The organism is Streptomyces sp. NPDC007856 (genome assembly GCF_042868225.1).
Classification (GTDB): domain Bacteria; phylum Actinomycetota; class Actinomycetes; order Streptomycetales; family Streptomycetaceae; genus Streptomyces.
The window spans coordinates 282,539-298,967 of the sequence record NZ_JBIAEC010000004.1 but is presented as its reverse complement, the minus strand read 5'-3'; the positions used below and the strand labels follow the sequence as shown (position 1 = coordinate 298,967).

Below are 16,429 nucleotides of genomic sequence, written 5' to 3'. Positions count from 1 at the left end.
GATACATCCAGGGCCATCATGATCGCTCGCCACCGGACGCCACACGTCCCAGAAAACCGCGACGAGTGGCGGACGGCCTCACTCCACCACGACCCGGTGCGGCATGGTGTCCACGGCCAGGACGCGCAGCTCGGACGTGTACCGGCGGCCCTGCCGGTCGCTGAGCCACAGCTGGTCGAATCCGGGAAGCATCTCCGAGACGGTGACCACCGCGTCCTCGTCCTGAGCGAGGGCCCGGCCGACCGATCGGGTCAGCTGCCGCTGCAGTACCGGATTCGCCTGGTCGCACAGGAACGGCTTCGCTTCCCCGGGCACGAGGACGAAGCTGTGCCGTGGGACACCGAGCTCCGCGAGAGGGGCCGACGTCCCGTCGAGCTCCCGGGCGCGGATCCGCCATGTCTCGCGCTGGACGACGAGACGGCCGAGAGTCACCCGGGGCAGGTGGGCCCACTCCGTGGGCAGCATCCCGAAACGCTCCGCCACGGCCTCGGAGAGGAACTCGCCGAGGACCTCTACGGCGTCGGCGTCGAAGGCCCCGTCCGACGAGACGGCTCGCAGAGCGCCGGTGCCGTCCCGGAGCAGCCAGAGGTCCGCACCCGGCGTCCGGGGCTGTTCCGGGGCGAGCGTGTCCTTGTCGCTCCAGCTCCAGTAGCGGTACCGGCCGGGCACGTCCCAGCTCAGCGGTGGGTACACCCGCTGGTTCATCAGGGGCGAACGGCGGGGGAAGGCCGCGAGGACGCGGCCGCCGGCGAAGTCCTCGGCGACCGCGGCGGCAAGCCGGTCCGGATCGGAATAGCCCGTGGTGAAGACACGGTTCTCCAGCGTGCTGATGGCGGTGTGCAACTCGCCGAGCACCCAGTGGAAGTCGACAGGCTGACCGTCCTGCCATCGGTCCACGGCGAGCATGACGTCGGGAGTGTGCTGACGGGCGGCGGCCCAGCCGTAGCCGTCCGCCGCGAACGCCGCCCGCACGCGTTCGGTCAGCAGCCCGAGGTCGGGGCGGACACTGCGAAGCTCCGGACTGGCTCCAAGGAGTTCGGCCCACGTGGTACGCAGCCGGCCGACGAGTTGGTCCAACGGCCCCCCGGTCTCCGGGCTCAGGACCGCTACGATGTCCGGATACGCCGCGAAGAGGGGACTCCTGTCCGAGTCGGCGCGGTCGAGGTGGCCGTGGAGCGCCGATCTGACGAGTTCCGCGACCTCGGCGGTCAGCCAGCGCGCACTGTCGAGGACGAGGCCGAGCGGCTCAGCCAGCGCCTCACGCAGTCGCGGACCGATGACGACGCGGACGTCTCGTGTCGAGTCCATGTACAGCACCCTCCGGCCGTGCCCGGTCCGACGGCCGGTCGCGCGACGCAGCGGTGGGGCGCCGGTGTGAGCGGTGAAGACGGCATCCATGTGAGAGAGGGCGTCGAGCAGCGGCAGAGGCTCCTTCGCCACGGCCGCCACCTCCGCACGCGCCGATTCCAGGGCGTCGAGCGGAGCGAGGAGTTCCGCGCGGACCGCCGGGTCCGCGATCCGTGCCACCTGCTCGCGCAGTGACACCTCCGGCTGGTTGTGGAGCGGAACCGTGAAACGCCAGTCGACGATCTTGCGGCTCGCCAGGTCGGACAGCGACTTGACGAACCCGGCGCGGGCCGAGGCGGTCCGCGGGGCCAGCCCGGATGTGACGGTTTCCTCGAACAGTTCGCCGGCGGTCTTCACCCCGTCGGCGCTCTGGTGGATCGCGATTTCCATGCGGTCCAGTTCCACGGGGTAGTTACTGCGGAACAGCCGTGTGCCGCGGAGCACGGAACTCGGATCCCGTTCGACGGGCATGTGCCAGCGCAGGCGTTCGTCGGCCGCCCAGTGTTCGACCAGCTTTTCCAACGCCCAAGGCTCGAAGCACACCCGAGGCTCTCCGGTGACCGAGGCGCCTGGCTCGACGGTGAGGTCACGGTCGGCTTGGTCGTCCCATTGCGCCGAACCTGTGGGCCCGGAAAAGCCGATGACGTCGTTCTTCGATGCGTATCGCTGGAGGTAGGAGCCGATGATCCGCTGATGCGACGGCTTCAACGGTCGACGGGGTTCACCGCGCAGTGCCGCCTGATGCCGTGCGCCGAGCCAGTCCCGGACCAGGTCGGGGTGCTGCCAGGCGACCGCCGCGACGAACCACGGATCGCTGATCGCCTGGTGCAGGAGCTCCTCGCCGTCACGGCCCGGCCCCACAAGGACGCGGTCGGCCGGGGTACCGGCGCTGCGCAGACCGGAGAGGTCCCACATGGACCAGTCACCGGCCAGCGGCAACCTGCGGATGGGCTCACGCGCCTTCATGTCGAACCGCTCTCACCTGGTTGATACAAGTCTTCCGAGGGCGACCGACACTAGATGATCTGCCGCCCGCAAACACGACACATGAAGAGGTGACTCGACACCCGGGCGAGCTCGCACCCACACTACGACGGTGCTGACATCGCAGAGGTGTGAGGGCGTCACACGACCGCTGGACCGACCGCACCAGGAGCTGACCACAGCGGGACTTAGCCCTCGCCGTGCCGGCGCGGGACGCTCGGCCGTCACGCGCTGAGCAGGACCTCCGCGTGTGGGATCAGAAACATGGAATCTGCTGATCAGACAGCACGCCAAGACCAGGCGACGGCTGAGCATCGCTCACATGTCGAGTTTTTGATTGGGAGCTGAGCGTGACCGGTCCGAGATTCGTCGGCGGCTGCACGGGGGACGACCTGCCACGCAGCGTGGATGTTCTCATCGTCGGGAGCGGCCTGGTCGGGTCGACGTACGCACGGTTGATCGCGGATCTTGTTCCGCGGACACGCGTTCTAATGGTGGAGGTGGGTCCGCGGCTCGGCAGACGGCCCGGCATGCACATCCGCAACATCAAGGGGGAACGCGAACGCGAGCGAGCTCAGTACCGTTCGCAGGGGCCTGCGGCGGTGGGCGGGTCAATGGCGGCAGCGCGAACCGTGCCCGCCCCGGGTGCAGCTCCAGCACGGGGAACGTTCTTCGCGGCCCCGGAGGCGGTGCGGGAGGGGTGGGTGGGCACTCTGTCAGCGGCGTCAATGTCCAGCAACGTGGGCGGGATGGGCAGCCACTGGGGGGCTGCCACACCGTTCCCTCGAGGGCGCGAGCGGATCGCATTCATTCCCGCCGAGGAATGGGCGGACTGCCTCGCAACCGGACGGCGGCTGCTGTCCGTCACCGACGAGCCCCTCGTCAACACGGCTGCCTGGAGGACCACTCTGCGTGCGCTCTCGGCGGAGTTCGACGCCGAGCTGCCGACTGACGGTGCGGTTCGCAACATGCCCGTCGCCTGTCGCCGCAGGGCGGGCGACCCCGTTCCGTACTGGACGGGAAGCGACGTCGTCCTCGGCGAGCTGGCCACGTCACCGCGGGCAACCTTTGCCATTGCCGCGGAGACGCTGTGCCGAAGACTCCTCACGGAAAACGGGCGGGTTGGTGGTGCGGAACTTGAGCACCTGCCGTCCGGCCGGTCCACACGAGTCTCCGCGAAAGTCGTTGTTGTCGCGGCAGACTCGTTGCGGACTCCTCAGTTGCTGTGGGCGTCGGAGATTCGACCGCCCGCGCTGGGACACTATCTCAACGACCATGCCATGGTGAGCGCCAGTTTCGTCCCGGATCATCTCGAGGAGCCCGACGATCCTGGCGGATTCCTCTCACGAATTTCCGCTCGCGTCCGGCGAGGCTTCCCGGGCGGTATCGGCTGGATGCCGTACGCGGACGATGTGCATCCGATTCATGCCACCTTCGGCCAATTCGAGGAGCCTTGGCCCGACGGGGGTGGTCGTCCTGTGGGAATGGTCTCGTTCAGCTATCTGCTTCCAAAGGAGATCCGGTTCCAGGACCGCGTGCGGTTCCTGGCCGACGCAAGCGATGTGTACGGCATGCCGGGGATTGCCATCGACTACAGCATGACGCAGATGGACGAGCTCACCATCAATCGGGCCAAGGCCTTCATCGAAAGAGCGGCGGCGGCGCTGGGGGCCAGCAGCCCGGGCTCGAGCGTGTCGGTGCAGCGAGACGGCAGATCCCTGCATTACATGGGCACGATCCGCATGGGAGAGGATGACGACGGGGACTCCGTGTGCGACAGCTACTCACGAGTCTGGGGGTTTGAGAATCTTTTCGTCGGCGGAAACGGCGTGATTCCCACCCCGATCGCCTGCAACCCGACCCTGACCAGCGTCGCACTTGGCGCGCGCGCCGCCGTTCAGGTCGCAACCGTTGCAACGATGGGTTGAAGGCTGACGAAGGGGCCGGGTGCGTGGCGGCAGGCGTTGGTGATCAGTTCGCTGACGACCAGTTGAGCCGTCTTCAGGGCCTCGGGTGACGCGGCCTGTCCGAGGGCGGAACGTGTCTCGTTGACGAAGGCGCGTGTGACCGCGCGGGCTTCCGCGACGCGCGCTGGATCGCCGTCGTAGGCGGCGGTGCCGGTGATGGGGCCTCGGGTACGGCGCGTGGTGGAGTCGGAGGCGGGTTACGGTTGTAGACATCGTGCCAGTACGTACCCGCGAGCCCGCCGGTGCGCCATCTGCGAGCAGGGCCGCGGGCGACGGCTTGCCGATGAGGACTGCGGCCGTGCCTGCAGAGGCCGGGAAATGCTCGGGTCTGCGCTCGTGGCGGCGGTGGAGCCGACGGCAGCCGGCCGGACAGTACACGGTCCTTTCGGCCACCCGACGGTCGTCCCGGGCGTTGTGGGGGCTCGACGCCCTTGTGGCCGTAGTCGTAACCCGATTGACAGCGGCAGCCCGCTCCGGTCGGTGATCAGGCGGACCTTTCGATCCTGGCCGCATCGTGTCCGAGTGCACGGCACCGCCCGGCACTTGCTGCGGAACGGCACCGATCCTCGCGGTGTGCGGTTGCCTGGGAAAGGCTGGATGGGTTGGAGGGCCGGCATCGGGTTGCGGCGCCGAGTGCCTGGCAGAACTCCGTTACGCCGGATGTGCCGTGCCACGCGCACTTCAAGCAGCTCAGGGCTGCGGATGGACCACCTGAATGCCCCGCTCCCGCATCGTCTCCACGACCGGGTTGTCCGGTGCCGCGTCCGTGACGACCAGGGCGATCTCCTCCAGTGAGCAGATGCGCCCGAGTGCCGTGCGGCCCAGCTTCTCGGCCGTGGCCACCAAAATCACCCGCTGGGCCGAATCGAGAGCCGCCCGCTTCACCCGGACGTCGTCGAGGTTGTACGCGGTGGCTCCGCGGGCCGGGTCCACACCGCAGCAGCCCAGCACGAAGGTGTCGAAGCACAGTTCCTTGAAGGTTTCGGCGGGCGTGTGGCCGTAGAAGGAGAGTTCTCCGGGTCGGATCTGGCCACCGGGCAGCAGCAGTTGGATGCCGGGGTGCGAGGAGAGGGCGAAGGCGGCGTGCAGCGACAGCGGGGTGACCGTGAACTGCCGGCTCTCCATGGCCTTCGCGACGGCCACCAGAGTCGTACCGGTGTCCAGGGCGATCGTCTCGCCGTCCGTCAGCAGTGACAGCACCGTGCGCGCGAGTCGCTCCTTCGTCTCCATGCCCGACATGGCGCGGATCGCGTACGGCGGCTCCACCCCGCCCGGCAGGTTGCTCACCGCGCCGCCGCGCACCCTGCGCAGGGCGCCGCGCGACTCCAGGAGCTCCAGGTCCCGGCGGATTGTCATCTCCGAGGCCCCCGTCGCCCGGGCGAGGTCTGCGACGGTCGCGCGGTTCTCGCGCATGAGCAGCTCGATCACGAAGTTGTGTCTCTCCATCACATGCATGTCAGCGAGGATATCGGCTGAGCGGACCGGCCCTTGATTTATGAACACATACTCTGTTCGAGACGACATGAACTGTGAGAGTATGAGGCCGCATCGCTCATGTGACATGAGCCTTCTTGTGTGTTAGATGTCCGTTCAACCACGATCCCGGAGGCATCAGATGCCCACAGCCCGCAGACCCGATCCGTCCGGGGCGCCGCAACCGCGGCTCACGACCTTGGCGATCGCCGCGTCCTGCGTGGCGTTCGTGGTCATCGGAGCCCTCCAGGCGCTGTACGGTCCGGCGATCCCCGCGTTGCGCAAGGACTACGGCATCAGCCCCGCCGTCGCCGGACTCAGCCTGAGTGCACACTTCGCCGCTGCGGTGGTTGGGGTGCTCGTCTACCACGTGCTGTGTGCGCGACTCGGCCACCGGGTCCTGCTCGGCGCCTCCTACCTGTTCATGGCGCTGGGAGCCGTGGTCTTCGCCACCGCGCCCGACTGGCCCCTGGCCCTCGTCGGCACCTTCGTCATCGGCCTGGGCTTCGGCGGCGTCGACTACGGCCTCAACCAGCTGTTCGCCGCCGCCTTCGGCCGCCGCAGCACCGCGATGCTCAACCTGCTCAACGGCCACTTCGGCGTGGGCGCGATCGCGGGGCCCGCCCTGGTGGGATGGCTCGGCGCCGAGCACTACCCGGCCATCTTCATCGGCGTCGCCGCCGTCTGCGTGCTCATCCTGTTCACCCTCGGTGGCGTGGCCTCGCGGGAGCCCGAGCCCGTCGCCGAGGCGGCGTCCGCCGGGGGTGCGCGTGTCGCGCCGATCATCGCCGCGTTCATCGGCGTCTACGTGCTCCACGTGGCGATCGAGACCGGGGTCGGTGGCTGGGAGCCCACCCATCTGGAGACCGTGGGCTATGCCGCCGCGACCGCCGCCACCGCCACGTCGGCGTACTGGGCGGCCATGACCATCGGCCGCTTCGTCGTGGTCCCGCTCTGCCTGCGCTTCTCGGCGCCCGCGATCCTCACGGTGTGCTGCACGGGCATGGCGGGATTCCTGTTGCTCGCGACCATTCCCTCGGCGGCGCCCTACGCGTACTTCGGAGTGGGCCTCGCCATCGCCCCGATCTTTCCCACCTGTCTGCCCTGGCTGAACCGGGCGGTGCCGAGCGTCGCGGCGGCCGGCGCCTATGTGATGGCCGCGTCGATGATCGGCGGCGTCGCCTTCCCGCCGCTGCTCGGCGTGGTCATCGACAGCCTGGCCGTCAAGGCGCTCCCGGTAGTCCTGTTCGCTCTGGCCGGCGTCTGCCTGCTGCTCAGTTTCTGGCTGCGCACGAACGCCCCCGATCCGAACGGACTGCCCACATCGAGCCGCGGCTCGGCCGGGGCCACCAACCCCTCGGAGGTGCAGGCGTGAAGGCCGTCCTCTTCGACATGTTCGGAGTCCTGGCACGTGTACAGTCGCCGCAGTCCCAGGCCGTGATCGAACGAACAGCCGGAGTGAGCGGAGAACGGTTCTGGGACGCGTATTGGTCACTGCGCCCGCCGTACGACCGCGGCGACGTCATGGGCCCCGCCTACTGGAAGGACGTGGGTGAGCGGCTCGGCACGCCGTTCACCGGCCGGCAGGTCGACGACCTGATCGCCGCCGACCTGGCCAGCTGGAGCGAGATCGACCGGGAGAGCGTGGACTTCCTGGCCCAGCTGGCCGGCCGGGGGCTGCGGCTCGGACTCCTTTCCAACATCCCCGAGGAACTCGCCGTCCACTACGAAGCCACCCAGGAGTGGCTCGGGCACTTCAGCGTGGTCGGACTGTCCTGCCGGATCGGCAGCGCCAAACCGGAACCGGCCGCCTACGAGTGGTGCAGCCGTGAACTGGGGCTGCCCGCCGAGGAGATCCTCTTCGTGGACGACCGCTCCGACAACGTTCTCGCAGCCCGTGAGGTCGGCATGCGCGGCCATGTCTTCACGGGCGTCGGCGCCCTGGCCGCGGTGCTGGGGGAGGGGAACGGCAGATGACGTCGACGCCTCTCCTGCTGACCCTGTGCGGTGTGGGAGAAGGCGGATCCTGGCCCTGGGCGACCCGGAGCGAAGCCGGACGTGCGGTCGTCGGAGCGGCGCTGTTCGAACTCGCGCTCACACGGCGGTTGGAGCTGTCCGACGACCGTGTGGTGCCGTGCGGCGGCGGCGCGACGGATGACGTGGTCCAGGCCCAGGTGCTCCGCCGTGTCGGCGGGTCCGCCCGAGCGCGGGCGCCCTGGGAGTGGGTGGAGCGGCTCGGCCCCGACGTGCTGCGGCATGTCGAATGGGAGTGCGCCGGCGCTGCCGCGCTCGGCGCGCTGGGTGAGTGGGTCGGCGAGGCGAGGGCGCGGGTGCGCCGCGCCGCCGAACGGCCCGACGTCTCGGACACCCCGGCCCTGGCGGTCGCGGTGCTGCTGATCGCCGCCCGCCGCGGACACCTGGTGCGGCCCACGGTCCCGCCCGAGGTCATGGTCCGTCAGGCGGCGGACGCGGTGGCCCTGCTGGAACGCCGTACGCCGCATTCCGGCCACGCGCTGCGCTGCGCCTCGGCCGCGGTGCGCTGCTCGATCGCCGCATCCGCCGCCGCTCTGGCTTTTCCGGGTTAGAAATCGCTTCCCCATGGTGAGAGATCGCGTGGCCGATTTCCGCCCCTCCTTGCCAGTGAGGGACTCGATATGATCTTCTTGTTGTGGGCACGTTGAGCGAATCCCGAGCGACTCGGATTCCCCTCCGTCCCACCTAATCTTCGCCGCATTCCGTGTGGTGCGGCTGTGTTCAGTAGTCGGATTTCACCGGCACAATTCCTCGGCCGCGCGAATGAACAGACATGTGATTTGTGTCTGCCCGGAAGGGAAACGATGGATACCAAAACTGTGACCGATCACCTCTATTACCCCGTCAGTGCACTCAAGATGGAGCGGGGTGAAGGCGTCTATCTGTACGACTCCGACGGAAAGCGCTACCTCGACTGCGCCTCGGCGACGTTCAACCTCAGCCTGGGCTACTCCCACCCGGCCGTGATCGCGGCGATGAAGGACCAGCTCGACAAGGTGGTCCATCTCACGTCCTCGTACCAGAGTGATCCGATCAACGGGCTCGTACAGCGCCTCGTGGAGACCTCGCCGGCCAATCTGACCCGGGTCCACCCCAAGGTCTCCGGTGGGTCGTCCGCCAACGAGGGCGCCATCAAGATGGCGCAGCACGCCACCGGGAAGACCGAGGTCATCACGCTGTTCCGCAGCCACGTGGGACAGACGATGATGATGGCATCGATGTCAGGAAACGCCTTCCGGCGCGAGCCCTTCCCGCTTCTCTACCCGGGCAGCATGCAGGTTCCCGACCCGTACTGCTTCCGCTGCTTCTACGGGCAGAACAAGGAAACGTGCGGCCTGATGTGCGTCGACCGCATCGACGACTTCATCGAGTACGCGAGCAGCGGCCGGGTCGCGGCCGTACTGATCGAGCCGATTTCCGGAAACGGTGGAAACATCGTGCCGCCGGACGGCTACATGCAGAAACTGCGGGCTTTCTGTGACGAGCAGGACATCGCCCTCATCTTCGACGAGATCCAGACGGGAATCGGCCGTACCGGCCACATGTTCGCGGCCCAGCATTTCGATGTCGAGCCGGACGCGATCACCACGGCCAAGGGCCTCGGTGGTTCCGGCGCGCAGGTCGCCGCCATTCTCACCAACGAGCGCCTCTCCGGGCTTCCCGCGCATCACCACTCGTTCACCTACGGCTCGAATCTCCTGGCCGCCGCGGCCGCGAACGTCACCCTCGACATCGTCCGGCAGCCGGAATTCCTCGCGAATGTAAGGAATACCGGTGACTACATTCTCGAGCGGTTGCGCGACATGCAGCTGCGCTATCCGGCCATCGGCGATGTCCGCGGTGTCGGTCTGATGATCGGCTTCGAGATGTGCGAGCCCGACGGCAAGCCGGCCGTCAAGCTCACCAACCACCTGGCGAGCGCGGCCATGGACCACGGCCTGATCCTGCGCACCTCGCGCTACGGCTACGGAAACGTTCTGAAGATCCGTCCTCCGCTGATCCTGACCATGGATCAGGCCGAGGAGATATGCGACAAGCTGGAGAATCTGTTCATGGCGGAGCTGGCCCAGTGAAGAAGCTGCTCAAGGGTCTCGGTGAACACGTCCGCACCGAGCTGCTGGCCTACGGCCAGCGGGGCCTGGCCCGCCAGGTGCACGGCGACTCCCCGGGCGGCGACGCCCAGTTCGACGTCGACGAGGTGGCCGAGAAGGCCGTACTGGACTACCTGCGCGAACACGCCGAGGTGCCCGTCGCCGTCTATACCGAGGACGGCGCCTTCGTCGAACTCGCCCCCGACCCGCAGTACCTGCTGGTCGTCGACCCCATCGACGGCACCCGCCCCACCTCGGCCGGCCTGGAGATGGGCATTGTCTCCATCGCGGCCGCCCCCTACGGCGACGGCAAGCCGACCCTCGCCGACGTCACGGCCGCCTGCCTGCTGGAGATCAAGAGCGGCGCCTGGATCTACGGTGACGACACGGAGGGTCTCTCCAGCGGCGGCCACCCCACCGCCGTACCGCGGCTGAGCCGGACCACCGACCTCGCGAAGATGTTCTGGTCCATCGAGTTCAACGGCCACCCCATGCACCTGATGGAAGCGGCCTACTCCCACCTCGTGGACCAGTCGGCCAACACCGGCGGCGTGTTCGTCTTCAACAGCGCCAGCTTCTCCATCTCCCGCATCATCACGGGCCAGCTCGACGCCTACGTCGACATCGGCAACCGGATCCTGCGCGACCACCCCGACACCGAGGCCGAGTTCCTGCGCGTCGGACGCGGCTCGATCCTGCACCTGTTCCCGTACGACATCGCCGCGGCGGTCTACCTGGCCCGGCTGGCTGGTGTCGTGATCACGGACGCGTACGGCGACGACCTTGGTCCGACCTCGCTGGTCGACCTCGGGCCGCTGAACCAGAAGTCGTGCATCGCCGCCGCGACGCCCGAACTGCACAAGCAACTGCTCGACTCCATCCGCTGGGAACTGGGCCGCGGCGCCGCCCCGGCCGCCAAGGGGGACGCATGAAGGCGCTGACGCTGACCGGGGACCGCTCTCTGGAACTGGTCGACCGGCCCAGGCCGGAACCGCGCGAGGCGACCGATGTCGTCATCCGCATCGTCCAGAGCGGTATCTGCGGCACCGACCGCAGCGTGCTCGTCGGCAAGTTCCCCGCCGAGCCGGGGGTCGTGATGGGACACGAGGCCGTCGGCGTCGTCGAGACCACCGGCCCCGGCGTGACCCGCTTCGCACCCGGTGACCGGATCATCGTCAACCCCACCCTGTACTGCGGTAGCTGCGCCACCTGCCTCGAAGGGCACTGGAACTTCTGCAGCAACAAGGCCGGAACCGAGGTCGGGCTCGACTACGACGGCTCCTTCGCCGAGTTCATGCGCCTGCCCGAGCTGTTCTGCCACGCGATACCCGACGGGATGAGCTTCGACCGGGCGGTCGTCGTCGAACCGCTCGCCTGCGCCCTCAACAACATCGAGGCCGGCCGGCTGCAGCCCGGCGAGACCGCGGTGATCGTCGGTGGCGGGCCGATGGGCGCCGTCACCGCCATGGCCGCCGCCCGCTACGGCGCCCGGGTCCTGGTCGTCGAGCCCGACCCGGTCCGCCAGTCACTCGACCGGGAGATCTTCGCCGCCCCCGAGTTCGAGGCCCGGATCAGTGTCCACGCCCCCGACGACGTGGAGCTCACCCATCGCGCGCACCTGGTCGTCGACTCCGTGGGCAACCTCCTCGAGCAGAGCCTCGCTTACGCCACCCAGCGCGGCCGGGTCGTCGTCATGGGCTTCAACAGCAATGCCACCGCGACCGTGCGCCCGCTGGAGATCCTCCAGCGCGGACTGCAGATCATCGGTGCCGGCGACTACAACAGCATGATCTTCCCCAAGGCAGTGGAGCTGGCCCGCTCAATTCCGCTGGAACGGTTGATCACCCACCGCTTCCCGCTGGAAGATCACGCCGAGGCCTTCAAGGCCCTCGCCGCCGTACCTGGCGCCGACTACGCCGCCCTCAAGGTCGTCCTCGTCCCGGACCACGACGGGAGCACCTCGTGAACACCCGGTTGAACACGGCCCTGATACCCGGCACGGACCGCCCCGTCGTCATCGGCGAGTACCCCTACTACCGGGCCGAGCCGGGCAACTGGGCCGGCAACCTGAGGGAGTTGCGGTCCCTTGGCGTCGACGTCGTCTCGTTCTACCTGCCCTGGCGGTTCCACGAGACGGGTGACGGCGAACAGCGCGCGTTCGACTTCCACGGCAAGACCGACCCCCAGCGCGACGTCGTCGGGCTGATCGGCCTCGCCGCCGAGGCCGGCCTGGCCGTCCTGGTCAAGCCCGGCCCCTTCATCCACGCGGAAGTACAGCTCGGCGGGCTCCCCGACCGGTTGTGCGGCCCGGGCCACACGCCCTACCGGGGGCTGAACGGCGACCTGCTCACCTCCCAGGCCAAGCCGTTGCCCAGCCTCCACGACCCGGCCGTCAAGGAGGAGGTCGCCACCTGGCTGCGGGCGGTGGCCGACGAGGTCGTGTCCCCCACGGCCGCCCCCCGGGGTCCCGTCGTCGCGCTCCAGCTCGGCAACGAGGGCATGTCCGGCGACGTGCACATCGCCATCGACGCCCAGGACGCCTCCCCGGCGGCCCGCGAGGAGTTCGCCCGCTGGCTGTCCGCCCGCGGACTGGCCGACGAGGCCGCGCGCACCGGCGACGACCTCGCCGACTGGCCCAGTGGACTGCGGCTGTTGTGGGCGCGCTGGTCCGGCGAGGCCATCGCCGGCCTGTGGGACTGGATCTCCGACCTGTTCCCCGCGGGCCCCGCGCGTGTGGCCAACGTACCCCTGGCCCGCGCCACGGGACCGGACGCCACCATCGACGCCTGGGCCGCCCGCCACCGCGCCCTCAAGGGCTCCCGGCACCTGATCGGCCACACCGAGTGGGTGGGCAACCCGGCGCAGAGCCCGGAGGCCTTCGCCACGCACCTCGGCGAGATCCTGCTCGGCGACACCGATGTGCTCGAGGCCAACTGGGGCTTCACCTGGGACGACGACACCTTCGCCGGTCCGCGCACGCCTCTGTTCAACGCCCTGCTGGCCCTGACGCTCGGATCCACCACCGTCAGCGTCTACACCGCCTGCGCGGCGGGCACCTGGGGCGAGCTGATCGACATGGACCCGGACGGGCTGCGCGCCGAAGGCGTCGACCCCGCCCTGCACGCCCCGCCGTACTGCCCCGGAGCGCCCCTCACGGAGGCCGGCGACCACAACCCGACCAGCGAGAGCTTGCGTCTGCTCGCCCGGTTCCTGGAACGCCATGGCGCCGCCCTGGCCGGCAGCCGGCTCGACCGCGACGCGGACCTGCTCGTCGACCGCGCCCTGGCGGAGGCGGGCGCGTGGCAGCGGGAGGGCAGGACCGTCCTTCGGGAACTCACCGAGGCCGTCCACGAACAGCTACGCGACACCCACCGTCTGGTCGGCCTGCGGTGGCTCGACGAGGTCCCGCAGCGGACCGCCCAGGACGCCGCCGAAACTCTCGGTGTGCTCCGCGCGGGCCACCCCGGCGCGAGCACCGCACCCGGCGAACTCACGGTCGCCGCGGGCGTCGCCGCCCACGGCGCCGTCGCCGGCTTCGTCGCCGGGCTGGTCACGGACGCCCCCCGCTGGACGTCCGCCCACCGGCGGGCCGTTGCCATCACCCGGACGGCCCCCGACGGCACGCGCTTCACCGGCGTCTTCAATCCCACCGGCGCGGACGACCGGGTCACCGGCGCCGACGGCGACTGGGCCGTCGAGCTGCCCGCGGGGACCGCGGCGCTGGCCGTCTCCCAGGGCGACACACTCCTGGGCTGGCTGGCGACGCCCACGGCACCCGCCACCGCCGCCGTCACCCTGAGCTGGGGCGGCGAGCAGGCCGACGCGCTGCGCGTGACGGTCTCCTGAGAACGCGGGCGGCGGGGGAGCGCACCTGACCTCGCTCTCCCGCCGCCCGCCCGTGGATCAACGAACACGCCCGAACCCGCTTCGAGCCCAGGTGTCGCCTTGTCCCAGAACCACGACGTCGCATCCGCCACGGCCACCACCCTGTTCCGCCCAGCGGGCCGCGACACCCTCGCCACCCTCTCCGACCTCATCGAACAGGAGCATCCGATCTTCGCGATGCCCTCCTGGTTCGTGACCGTCGACTCCGCCCACGTGGGCCACCTCGTCAGCGAGTTCCTGCGCGAACTCGGTGAGCCCGAGAAGCCCGCCGCCTACCGCTGCTTCTTCGCCAACTCGCGGTACGAGGCCCTCCACGGAGCGGTCAAACTGCTGCGCCACCGCGCGGCCGGTTCCGCGGCCCGGCACCGCGGGCGCGTACTAGTGCTCGACCCCGACGGCACCCTCACCCGCCGCGCCGACCCGCTCGGCGATGGTCCCGAACGAGCGCTCGCCCCCGGGCTCCACAGCCACCCCACCGTCGCCGCCCTGCGCACGGCGTCCGCCGGTGCCGACCACTGCGCCCTGGTGCTGCGCGGCACGGAGCGACTCGGCGCGGACGACCTGGCCGATCTGGCCGCGCTCGTCCGCGACCTCCGGGGCCGCGGCACACGCATCGCCCTGGACCTGTCGGACGTCGACCCGCTGGCCTCGCCGTCCGACACCGTTCGCGCCCTGCGGCCCGACCTCTTCGTCCTCGGCGAGTCGCTTACCGGCTACGAGGTCCCCTTCGGCGCCTTCGCGGGCAGCCCCGACCTGTTCGCGCCCTGGTCAACCCCCTCGACCGGATTCCTGCACTCCAACACCTACGGGGGCAACACCGTCGCCATGCGCGCGGTCAAGGCCCGGTTGCTGGGCCGCTGGCACGAAGGGCACCCCGTGCACCGCGTCCTGGCGGCCACCGCCCGCGACTGGCAGCGCACCCTCGATCTGTACGCCCGGCACGTCAACCCGATGACCGTCCGGATGCACCGGAAGCTGCGCGGCGCCCTCCACGTCGTACGCGCCAAGGGTTCGCGGCTCACCGTTCAGCTGGACTCGGGCCGCCGCCTGGATCTCGTCGACGGGCTGTGCGGGGCGGGTCTCGGAGTGGGCGGCCACAATCCCGTCGACGCGCTCACCGACGTCGTCCGCAGACACGACACGGAGCGCGACTACGTCGCCGAACTCCAGCGCGTCCTGGCCCGGGACACCGGGCTGCCCCATACCTTTCCCGCCGTCAGTGGCGCCTCCGCGGTGGAGAGCGCGCTCATCCTGGCCCGGCTGGCCCGCCCCGACCGGCGCCGGATCGTGGTCTTCAAGCACAACTACGGCGGCAAGACCCTGGTGTCCCTGCTGGCCACCGCGGCCGAGCGGACCCGGGCCCCGTTCGGGCCGCTGTACGAGGACATCCGCTACATCGACCCGTACACGCCGCACGCCGCCGAGGAGTTCCGCAAGGAGGCCGCGACCGGAGAGGTCGGCCTGGTCTGGATCGAACTGGTCCACGGCAGCTCCGATTCCTACGCGCCCATCCCCTCCCCGCTGCTCGAGGCCGTCTCCGAGGGCCGCGAGCGGCATGGGTACCTGGTCGGCGTCGACGAGGTCCTCACCTCGTACTACCGCTGCGGCACCCGATTCGCGCACCAGGGCAGGCTGCCTGAGGTCGACCTGATGAGCCTGTCGAAGGCGCTCAGCTACGGCTGCTTTCCCACCGGGGCCGCCCTGGTGTCCGACGCCGTCCACGAGGCCGCCCGCCGCGCCAACCCGCAGCTCGTCGAGGAGCTGCGCACCAAGCACGCCCACCAGCTCGGCGCCCACTTCTCGCTGCAGGCCGTCGCCCAGGTCGACGCGCTGCACCTGGACCGACGGGTGGCGGCCCTGTCCGCCCTGGTGGACGAGGGGATCGCCGCCATGGACACCGGCCCCGCCGGCGTCGTCGGGCGCCGCTTCGCCGAGGGCCTGCTGGGCCGCTTCGAGCCCCGCGTGCCCGGACCGCTGCGCCGCATCATCGAGCCCGAGGGCGAGTGGATGACCTTCGCCCTGATGATCTGGTGGATCACCCGGGCCAGGGCCTTCGTCGTCTACGACGTCTTCCTGCTGCCGCTCGTCGCCACCGAGGACGAGATCCGCCGGGTGATGCGCGCGGCCCGGGAACTCTCGCGCACCTCCCCGTACCGCCTCCTCGCCCAGGTGGGCCTCTTCCACCTCGGAGAGTGGGCACGCGCCTTCGTGCGCACCCCGACCACCGCAAGGAGCGCCGCATGAGCCAGCAGAACGTCGACGTCGTCCGCCGTTTCTTCCAGCTCTTCGACGAGGGACGGCTGGCGGACATCGAGGCCCTCCTCACCGACGACTTCGAGTGGGTCTACCACGGCCCCAAGTCCCTGCCCTGGGCGGGCACCTACCGGGGCGTCGAGGGATTCCGGCAGTTCTTCGTCATCGTCCGTGACCTGATCCAGGTGCAGGAGTGCGTGCCGTACGACTACCTGGACGCGGGTGACCGGGTCGTCGTCCTGGGCGTCAGCCGCACCCGGGTGCTGGCCAACGACCGACGCTACGAAGCCCAGTGGATGAACGTCTTCACCGTGCGCGACGGTCTGATCTCCCGCTACCTGGACCTCTACGACACCGCCAGCGTGGTCGAGGCCCTCGGCCGGGAGCACTGAGGCA

General features: G+C 69.7%; 12 protein-coding genes and 1 pseudogene. 10 read left to right on the top strand and 3 right to left on the bottom strand.

Annotation, left to right across the window (positions count from 1 at the left end):
* Window positions 1-78: 78 nt before the first annotated feature.
* Entirely contained in the window at window positions 79-2,313 is a 2,235-nt protein-coding gene (locus ACFYOH_RS12645; protein WP_388624492.1) for a lantibiotic dehydratase, read from the bottom strand.
* A gap of 746 nt (window positions 2,314-3,059) precedes the next feature.
* On the opposite strand from ACFYOH_RS12645, the gene ACFYOH_RS12640 reads away from it, so the two are divergent.
* Window positions 3,060-4,259 carry a GMC family oxidoreductase gene (locus ACFYOH_RS12640; protein WP_388624489.1) on the top strand — a complete coding sequence of 400 codons (1,200 nt, stop codon included), beginning with the start codon at window positions 3,060-3,062 and terminating at the stop codon, window positions 4,257-4,259.
* A gap of 321 nt (window positions 4,260-4,580) precedes the next feature.
* Here ACFYOH_RS12640 and ACFYOH_RS12635 read toward each other — a convergent pair.
* Window positions 4,581-4,749, bottom strand: a pseudogene (locus ACFYOH_RS12635) (IS5/IS1182 family transposase); the annotation flags it as partial.
* Window positions 4,750-4,988: 239 nt separating this feature from the next.
* Complete coding sequence (locus ACFYOH_RS12630; protein ID WP_388624486.1) at window positions 4,989-5,753, bottom strand: DeoR/GlpR family DNA-binding transcription regulator; 765 nt, start codon at window positions 5,751-5,753, stop codon at window positions 4,989-4,991.
* Window positions 5,754-6,000: 247 nt separating this feature from the next.
* On the opposite strand from ACFYOH_RS12630, the gene ACFYOH_RS12625 reads away from it, so the two are divergent.
* The 9 genes from ACFYOH_RS12625 (at window position 6,001) to ACFYOH_RS12585 (ending at window position 16,425) form a co-directional block, all read left to right on the top strand.
* Complete coding sequence (locus ACFYOH_RS12625; RefSeq protein WP_388624484.1) at window positions 6,001-7,146, top strand: MFS transporter; 1,146 nt, start codon at window positions 6,001-6,003, stop codon at window positions 7,144-7,146.
* Window positions 7,143-7,748: an HAD family hydrolase gene (locus ACFYOH_RS12620; protein ID WP_388624481.1), complete on the top strand. Its 606-nt coding sequence runs from the start codon at window positions 7,143-7,145 to the stop codon at window positions 7,746-7,748. The genes ACFYOH_RS12625 and ACFYOH_RS12620 overlap by 4 nt, the downstream gene beginning before the upstream one ends.
* Window positions 7,745-8,356: a GPP34 family phosphoprotein gene (locus ACFYOH_RS12615; protein WP_388624479.1), complete on the top strand. Its 612-nt coding sequence runs from the start codon at window positions 7,745-7,747 to the stop codon at window positions 8,354-8,356. Before ACFYOH_RS12620 ends, ACFYOH_RS12615 begins: the two co-directional genes overlap by 4 nt.
* A gap of 165 nt (window positions 8,357-8,521) precedes the next feature.
* Window positions 8,522-9,877, top strand: a complete 1,356-nt coding sequence (locus ACFYOH_RS12610) for an aspartate aminotransferase family protein (RefSeq protein ID WP_388624476.1) — start codon at window positions 8,522-8,524, stop codon at window positions 9,875-9,877.
* Window positions 9,874-10,827: an inositol monophosphatase family protein gene (locus ACFYOH_RS12605; RefSeq protein ID WP_388624473.1), complete on the top strand. Its 954-nt coding sequence runs from the start codon at window positions 9,874-9,876 to the stop codon at window positions 10,825-10,827. Before ACFYOH_RS12610 ends, ACFYOH_RS12605 begins: the two co-directional genes overlap by 4 nt.
* The gene (locus tag ACFYOH_RS12600; RefSeq protein ID WP_388624470.1) at window positions 10,824-11,861 is read left to right on the top strand and encodes a zinc-binding dehydrogenase; all 1,038 of its coding nucleotides are present in this window, start codon (window positions 10,824-10,826) and stop codon (window positions 11,859-11,861) included. Before ACFYOH_RS12605 ends, ACFYOH_RS12600 begins: the two co-directional genes overlap by 4 nt.
* Window positions 11,858-13,741 (top strand): beta-galactosidase, encoded by a 1,884-nt coding sequence (locus tag ACFYOH_RS12595; RefSeq protein WP_388624467.1) that lies wholly within the window; start codon window positions 11,858-11,860, stop codon window positions 13,739-13,741. The genes ACFYOH_RS12600 and ACFYOH_RS12595 overlap by 4 nt, the downstream gene beginning before the upstream one ends.
* Before the next feature lie 99 nt (window positions 13,742-13,840).
* Window positions 13,841-16,024 (top strand): aminotransferase class III-fold pyridoxal phosphate-dependent enzyme, encoded by a 2,184-nt coding sequence (locus ACFYOH_RS12590; RefSeq protein WP_388624464.1) that lies wholly within the window; start codon window positions 13,841-13,843, stop codon window positions 16,022-16,024.
* Complete coding sequence (locus ACFYOH_RS12585) at window positions 16,021-16,425, top strand: nuclear transport factor 2 family protein (RefSeq protein WP_361781155.1); 405 nt, start codon at window positions 16,021-16,023, stop codon at window positions 16,423-16,425. The genes ACFYOH_RS12590 and ACFYOH_RS12585 overlap by 4 nt, the downstream gene beginning before the upstream one ends.
* Window positions 16,426-16,429 lie beyond the last annotated feature (4 nt).